Genomic DNA, 7203 nt, shown 5'->3' with positions numbered 1-7203 from the left:
TACGCTCGAACTTACCTTTTGCCATTTTCTGTACTCCAAAAGAGCCTTGCCTGTGTGACGGTTTAACGTCTGCACCCGGTTGCTGACTCGCCCCGCACAGGGCCACGGGACGGCACCGGATCGCAGACAGGAAAAAAGGCGGAAACGGGCCGCCGGCGGGGCAGCCCGTTTCGCGCAGCGCCGCTTACTTGGCGCGCGAGGCGATGATCGCCTCGGCCACGTTGCGCGGGGCCTCGGCGTAGTGCTTGAATTCCATCGTGTAGGTGGCGCGGCCCTGCGTCATGGAACGCAGCTGCGTGGCGTAGCCGAACATCTCCGACAGCGGCACCTCGGCCTTGATGGCCTTGCCGCCACCGACGATGTCGTCCATGCCCTGCACCATGCCGCGTCGCGACGACAGGTCGCCCATCACCGTGCCGGCGTAGTCCTCGGGCGTCTCGACTTCCACGGCCATCATGGGCTCGAGGATCACCGGGTTCGCCTTGCGGGCCGCTTCCTTGAAGCCGAAGATGGCGGCCATCTTGAAGGCCTGCTCGGACGAGTCCACGTCGTGGTAGGAGCCGAAGGTGAGCGCGACCTTGACGTCCACCACCGGGTAGCCGGCCAGCACGCCGGCCGTCAACGCCTCTTCCACGCCCTTTTGCACCGCAGGGATGTACTCGCGCGGCACCACGCCGCCCTTGATCTCGTCGAGGAACTCGAAGCCCTTGCCCGGCTCGTTGGGCTCCAGGCGGAACACGACGTGGCCGTACTGGCCCTTGCCGCCCGACTGGCGCACGAACTTGCCCTCGACGTCGCTGACGCTCGAGCGCACCGTCTCGCGGTAGGCGACCTGGGGCTTGCCGACGTTGGCCTCGACGTTGAACTCGCGCTTCATGCGGTCGACGATGATGTCCAGGTGCAGCTCGCCCATGCCGGCGATGATGGTCTGGCCCGACTCCTCATCGGTGCGCACGCGAAACGACGGGTCTTCCGAGGCCAGGCGCGACAGGGCGATACCCATCTTCTCCTGGTCGGCCTTGGACTTGGGCTCGACGGCCTGGGCAATCACCGGCTCGGGGAAGACCATCTTCTCGAGCATGATCGGCGCGTCGATGTCGCACAGCGTGTCGCCGGTGGTCACTTCCTTGAGGCCCACGCAGGCGGCGATGTCGCCGGCGCGGATCTCGTCGATCTCCTGGCGCTCGTTGGCGTGCATCTGCACGATGCGGCCGATGCGCTCCTTCTTGCCCTTGACGGCGTTGTAGACGGTGTCGCCCTTGGAGAGCACGCCCGAATACACGCGCACGAAGGTCAGCTGGCCGACGAAGGGGTCGGTCATCAGCTTGAACGCCAGCGCCGAGAACTTCTCGCTGTCGTCGGCCTTGCGGGTCAGCTTCTTCTCTTCGTCGTCCGGATCGGTGCCCGACACGTCGGGGATGTCCACCGGCGAGGGCAGGAAATCGAGCACGGCGTCGAGCATGCGCTGCACGCCCTTGTTCTTGAAGGCCGAGCCGCACAGCATGGGCTGGATCTCGGTGGCGATGGTGCGCTGACGCAGGCCGGCGATGATGTCTTCTTCCGACAGGTCGCCTTCCTCCAGGTACTTGTTCATCAGCTCTTCCGAGGCTTCGGCGGCCGATTCGACCATCTTCTCGCGCCATTCCTTGGCCGTCTCGACCAGGTCGGCGGGGATCTCGGCGTACTCGAACTTCATGCCCTGGGAGGCTTCGTCCCAGAGGATGGCCTTCATCTTGATGAGGTCGACCACGCCCTGGAAGTGGTCCTCGGCGCCCACGGGGATCACCACCGGCACGGGGTTGGCGTTCAGGCGCAGCTTCATCTGCTCGACGACCTTGAAGAAGTTCGCGCCGGTGCGGTCCATCTTGTTGACGAAGGCCAGGCGCGGCACCTTGTGCTTGTTGGCCTGGCGCCAGACAGTCTCGGACTGCGGCTGCACGCCGCCCACGGCGCAATACACCATCACGGCGCCGTCCAGCACGCGCATGGAGCGCTCGACCTCGATGGTGAAGTCCACGTGGCCGGGGGTGTCGATGATGTTGATGCGGTGCTCAGGGCGCTTGAGGTCCATGCCCTTCCAGAAGCAGGTCACGGCCGACGAGGTGATCGTGATGCCGCGCTCTTGCTCCTGCTCCATCCAGTCGGTGGTGGCCGAGCCTTCGTGCGTCTCGCCCAGCTTGTGGGTCACGCCGGTGTAGAACAGGATGCGCTCGGAGGTGGTGGTCTTGCCGGCGTCGATGTGGGCGGAGATACCGATGTTGCGGTAGCGCTCGAGGGGGGTTTTGCGGGCCATGGTGATGGTCTTTCGTTAACGCCGAGAGCCCGACCGCCGGTTGGACGGGTCGGGCTCCCGGATTGCGAGGGAGGGTGGGCTTAGAAGCGGAAGTGGCTGAAGGCCTTGTTGGCCTCGGCCATGCGGTGCACCTCGTCACGGCGCTTCATCGCGCCGCCACGGCCTTCGTTGGCTTCCATCAGCTCATTGGCCAGGCGCAGCGCCATGGACTTCTCGCCGCGCTTGCGGGCAGCGTCCTTGAGCCAGCGCATGGACAGGGCCAGGCGGCGCACCGGGCGCACCTCGACGGGCACCTGGTAGTTGGCACCGCCCACGCGGCGGGACTTCACCTCGACCATCGGCTTGATGTTGTTGATGGCCGTGAGGAACACCTCCAGGGGGTCCTTCTCGGGCTGCTTCTTCTCGATGATCTCCAGCGCACCGTAGGTGATGCGCTCGGCGACCGCCTTCTTGCCGCCTTCCATGATCACGTTCATGAACTTGGACAGCTCGACATTGCCGAACTTCGGATCCGGCAGGATTTCACGTTTGGGGACTTCGCGACGACGTGGCATTTTTTACCTCTATCTTGCTTCAGTTGGCGCCATCTCAGGCACCGCGAGAGCCATCAGGACTCCCACTTACTCGACCCGCGCACGGCATGTGCGTTGTGGGCCACTACGCTGCGCCGGACCGCGCCACGCGGCGGGGGCAGCACCGGAAAATGGGGAAAGGGCTTACTTGGCCTTCGGGCGCTTGGCGCCGTACTTGGAGCGCGCCTGCTTGCGGTCCTTGACCCCTTGCAGGTCCAGCGAGCCGCGCACGATGTGGTAGCGCACGCCCGGCAGGTCCTTGACACGGCCGCCGCGCACCAGCACCACGGAGTGCTCCTGCAGGTTGTGGCCCTCGCCGCCGATGTAGGAGATGACTTCGAAGCCGTTGGTCAGGCGCACCTTGGCGACCTTGCGCAGGGCGGAGTTCGGCTTCTTCGGCGTCGTGGTGTACACGCGGGTGCACACGCCGCGGCGCTGGGGGCAGTTCTCCATCGCCGGGCTCTTGGATTTGACAACTTCGACCGCGCGCCCGTGGCGCACGAGTTGGTTGATGGTTGGCATTACAGTGGTTCGTCCCTAAACGTGAAAAGCGAAAACAAGCGAAAACGTAAGTCCCTTCGGAAATTTCCGAAAAGCCCGAAAGTGTAGCTTTTTATGGGCGCGGTGGCAAGGCCCGCGGCAAGGCGCCCGTCACTTGATCCACAGGCGCAGCGCATCCCAGGCGCGACCGAAGATGCCGGCCTCGCCCACGTCCTCCAGCGCCACCAGCGGCACCTCGGCCACGTCCTGCCCGTCCAGGCGCACCTTCAGCGTGCCCACCGTCTGGCCCTTGGTGAAGGGGGCGATCAGCGGGTCGTTGCGCTCGACCTCGGTCTTGAGCTTGCCGGCGCTGCCCGAGGGGACCGTGACGACGATGGCCTCGGGGCGGCCGATCTTCAGGGTGTTCTGCGTGCCCTTCCACACCGCCGGGGTGGCGGCGGCCTGGTCGGCGTCGAAGAGCTTGACGGCGTCAAACGCCGTGTAGCCCCAGTTGAGCAGCTTCTGGCTTTCGTTGGCGCGCGCGTTCTCGCTGGCCGCGCCCAGCACGATCGACAGCAGGCGCCGCTGGCCGACCTGCGGGAAGTCGCGCTTGGAGGTCGCCACCAGGCAGTAGCCGGCCGCCTGGGTGTGGCCGGTCTTCAGGCCGTCGACGGTCGGATCGCGGAACAGGAGCGTGTTGCGGTTGTTGCTGTTGGAGGCCGGCGTGCCCTCGTAGCGGTACTGCTTGGTCGCGTAGTAATGCATGTACTCGGGGAAGTCCTGCATCAGCCGCGTCGAGAGCGTGGCCAGGTCGCGCGCCGTCGTCGTGTGGCCCGCCTCGGTCAGCCCCTCGGGGTTCTTGTAGTGCGTGCCGTTCATGCCGAAGGCCTTGGCCTGCTCGTTCATCAGGCGCACGAAGTTCTCGACCGTGCCGCCCACGCCCTCGGCCAGCGCCACCGTGGCGTCGTTGCCCGACTGCACGATCATGCCCTTGAGCAGGTCGTCCACCGGCACCTGCATCTTCGGGTCGATGAACATGCGCGAGCCGGGCATCTTCCAGGCGCGCTCGGAGACCGGCAGCTTCTGCTCGAGCGTGAGCTTCTTGGCGCGCAAGGCGTCGAAGACCAGGTAGGCGGTCATGAGCTTGGTGAGCGACGCCTGCTCGACCGGGGCGTCGATCTCCTTGGCGGCCAGCACCTGGCCGGCCGTCACGTCCATCAGCAGATAGTTGCGCGCGGCGATCTCCGGGGGCTGGGGCGCCTGGGCCCACAGCAGGGTGGGAGCCAGGAGCAGAACACAGGCAAGGCGGCGCAGCGTGGACAGGGCGGAAGGCATGGGAGATGGGTTCTTCGATCGGTGTTGACCGCAAGGCGGTCCGGAAAAACAGCGGCGGCCGGCGCAACCGGCCGGGCGCATCAGGCCAGCGGCGCGCGCAGGTGGCGCACCACGAGATCCTTCAGGAGCGGCAATTGTCCGTGAAAGAAGTGGCCGCCCCCGGGCACAACCGTAACCGGCAGTGTCTGGGGGCGCGCCCAGTCCATGACGCTCGCCAGCGGCACGGTGTCGTCCTGCTCGCCGTGCACCACCAGCGAGGCCAGGTGCGCCTCGGGCGGCAGCTCGGCGACCGTGAAGCGGCTCGCGGCCGTGCCGACCAGCACCACGCGCTCGACCTGGCGCGCCGACCACAGCCGCGCCACCGCGTGGCTTGCGACGAAGGCGCCGAAGGAAAAGCCGGCCAGCGCGATCGGCCCCTCGGGGGCCGCCTGCTGCACCACGGCGAGCATGTCCTCGAGCTCGCCCCGGCCGTCGTCGTGCACGCCTTCGGTCGCGCCGACGCCGCGGAAGTTGAAGCGCACGGCCACGAAGCCACAGGCGACGAAGGCGCGCGCCAGGGTCTGCACGACCTTGTTGTCCATGGTCCCGCCATACAGCGGATGGGGGTGGGCGATCACGGCGGTGCCGCGCGCCGGCAAGGCAGGGTCGGGCCGATCGCGCAGCACCTCGATGCGGCCGGCCGGGCCGGTGTGGCTCAGGCGTTCGGTCTGGGCGTTCATGGGCAGGCTCCTGCGACGGCGAGGGGTCAGCGACCCACGTCGGCCGGCAGCAGCAGGCGCTCGACCACGCGGCCGTTCTTCAGGTGCGACTCGATGATCTCGTCGATGTCGTCGTGGTCCACGTAGCTGTACCAGACGCCATCCGGATAGACCACCGCCACCGGCGCGCCCTGGCAGCGGTCCAGGCAGCCGGCCTTGTTCACGCGCACCTTGCCCGGGCCGGCCAAGCCCGCGGCCTTGACCTGGCGCTTGCAGTGGTCGAAGGCCTGCTGGGCGCCGTGTTGGGCGCAGCAGTTCTCGCCGTTGGTGCGCTCGTTCAGACAGAAGAAGATGTGGCGCTGGAAGTAGGGAGGCTGGGCTGGTTGGGTCATGCGCCGATTCTAGGAGCGGGCCTCGCGGCGCGAGAGCAGCACCAGCACATACACCAGGGTTGCATGGGGCCACAGCCAGTCCAGCCACTGGCCGAGCCCGTAGAAACGGATGAAGCGCCCCTGCTCCCAGGCCTGCAGGGTCTGGGCGAAATAGGCGCTGGTGGGCGCGTCGTTGAGCAGGTCCAAATGCAGCATCAGCACCAGCAGCAGCAGCGCCGCGCAGGCACGCCGCGGCAGCGCCACCAGCGCCAGGGCCAGCGCAATGCCCAGCAGCACGCCCGCGCTGGCCGGCGGCGTGAGCCACTCCCAGGCGTGCACCGGCCCCCAGCTCAGGCCGGCCGACAGCGCCGTCACCGCCACCCCCACGGCGGCGGTGGCGAACACGAACAGCGCGCGCCGGCCCCGGTCGCGCAGGACGCAAAAACCCAGCAGGCAGGGAATCAGCAGCCCCAGCGCCACGGCCAGCGATTCGCCGGCCGGCGCCAGCGGCCGCAGCGGCGCCGCGCGCTCGGGCAGCCAGGCGAGGAACGGCGTGCCCTCGAGCAGCCCGATCAGCGCCTCCTCCAGCCGCTGCCACACCTGGCCCAATCCAAAGGGCAGCGCCGCCGGGAACAGCAGCGCCCACGGCCAGAGCGCCAGCAACGCCAGCGCCCCGCGCGAATGCGGCACGAACCAGCGCTCGCGAAAGCGGCTCCAGCGCGCGATGGCGCCGAAGCGCTCCAGCAGCGCCGCCGACAGCGCGCCGAGCAGCGCCCCGGCCGCATTCAGCACCAGGTCCAGGTTGGACGGCACGCGCCGCGGCAGGTAGATCTGCAGGAACTCCATGCCGAGCGACAGCAGCGTGCCGCTGAGCGCCGCCAGCGGCACGGCGGCGCGCGGCAGGCCCGAGCGCATGCAGGCCAGCGCCAGCAGGAAGCCCAGCGGCGCGTAGCCCGCCACGTTGATGTTGACGTCGAACCAGGTCCAGTAGGGCGGCGGGATCGGCGCCGTGAGGAACACCCAGGGCGAGACCCCCTGCGCGCGCCAGCCCTCGAAGGGAAACAGGCTGGCGAAGACGATCAGCGCGACGTAGATCAGCGCCAGCGGCCAGGCGACCGTCTTGTGCATGCGCGCGCCGCGCCCTCAGAACGGCTTGACCACCACCAGCACCACCACCGCCACCAGCAGCAGCACCGGCAGTTCGTTGAACCAGCGGAACCACACGTGGCCGTGCCGATCGCGCCCTTCGGCCAGCGCGCGCAGCAGCCGCGCACAGACGTGGTGGTAGCCGACGGTGACCAGCACCAGCGCCAGCTTGGCGTGCAGCCAGCCGTTGCCCGGCCCGCGACCGATGCCGTAGCCCAGCCACAGCCACAGCCCCAGCCCGATCGCCGGCACGGCCAGCAGGGTCGTGAAGCGCAGCAGCTTGCGCGCCATCAGCAGCAGCCGCTCGC

The 7203-nt window shown here is 68.1% G+C and carries 8 protein-coding genes; all 8 read right to left on the bottom strand.

Annotated features, from left to right (window positions below):
* Nucleotides 1-184: 184 nt before the first annotated feature.
* Nucleotides 185-2293: an elongation factor G gene (gene fusA, locus A612_RS01000; protein WP_019372756.1), complete on the bottom strand. Its 2109-nt coding sequence runs from the start codon at nt 2291-2293 to the stop codon at nt 185-187.
* A gap of 80 nt (nt 2294-2373) precedes the next feature.
* Complete coding sequence (gene rpsG, locus A612_RS00995) at nt 2374-2847, bottom strand: 30S ribosomal protein S7 (RefSeq protein WP_019372755.1); 474 nt, start codon at nt 2845-2847, stop codon at nt 2374-2376.
* A gap of 162 nt (nt 2848-3009) precedes the next feature.
* Entirely contained in the window at nt 3010-3387 is a 378-nt protein-coding gene (gene rpsL / locus A612_RS00990; protein ID WP_019372754.1) for a 30S ribosomal protein S12, read from the bottom strand.
* Between the two features lie 129 nt (nt 3388-3516).
* The gene (locus tag A612_RS00985; protein WP_019372753.1) at nt 3517-4680 is read right to left on the bottom strand and encodes a D-alanyl-D-alanine carboxypeptidase family protein; all 1164 of its coding nucleotides are present in this window, start codon (nt 4678-4680) and stop codon (nt 3517-3519) included.
* Nucleotides 4681-4760: 80 nt separating this feature from the next.
* Nucleotides 4761-5399 carry an alpha/beta hydrolase gene (locus tag A612_RS00980; protein ID WP_019372752.1) on the bottom strand — a complete coding sequence of 213 codons (639 nt, stop codon included), beginning with the start codon at nt 5397-5399 and terminating at the stop codon, nt 4761-4763.
* A gap of 26 nt (nt 5400-5425) precedes the next feature.
* Nucleotides 5426-5770 carry a (2Fe-2S) ferredoxin domain-containing protein gene (locus A612_RS00975; protein ID WP_019372751.1) on the bottom strand — a complete coding sequence of 115 codons (345 nt, stop codon included), beginning with the start codon at nt 5768-5770 and terminating at the stop codon, nt 5426-5428.
* 9 nt (nt 5771-5779) lie between these two features.
* The gene (locus tag A612_RS00970; RefSeq protein WP_019372750.1) at nt 5780-6877 is read right to left on the bottom strand and encodes a VanZ family protein; all 1098 of its coding nucleotides are present in this window, start codon (nt 6875-6877) and stop codon (nt 5780-5782) included.
* 15 nt (nt 6878-6892) lie between these two features.
* Nucleotides 6893-7203 (bottom strand): CopD family protein (locus tag A612_RS00965; protein ID WP_019372749.1); only part of this gene is annotated, 311 nt, incomplete at its 5' end.

Origin of the sequence: Melaminivora alkalimesophila, from assembly GCF_000282995.1 — a bacterium.
Classification (GTDB): Bacteria; Pseudomonadota; Gammaproteobacteria; order Burkholderiales; family Burkholderiaceae_C; genus Melaminivora; species Melaminivora alkalimesophila.
The sequence above is the reverse complement of the archived record's forward strand: the minus strand, read 5'-3'. Positions and strand labels throughout refer to the sequence as shown.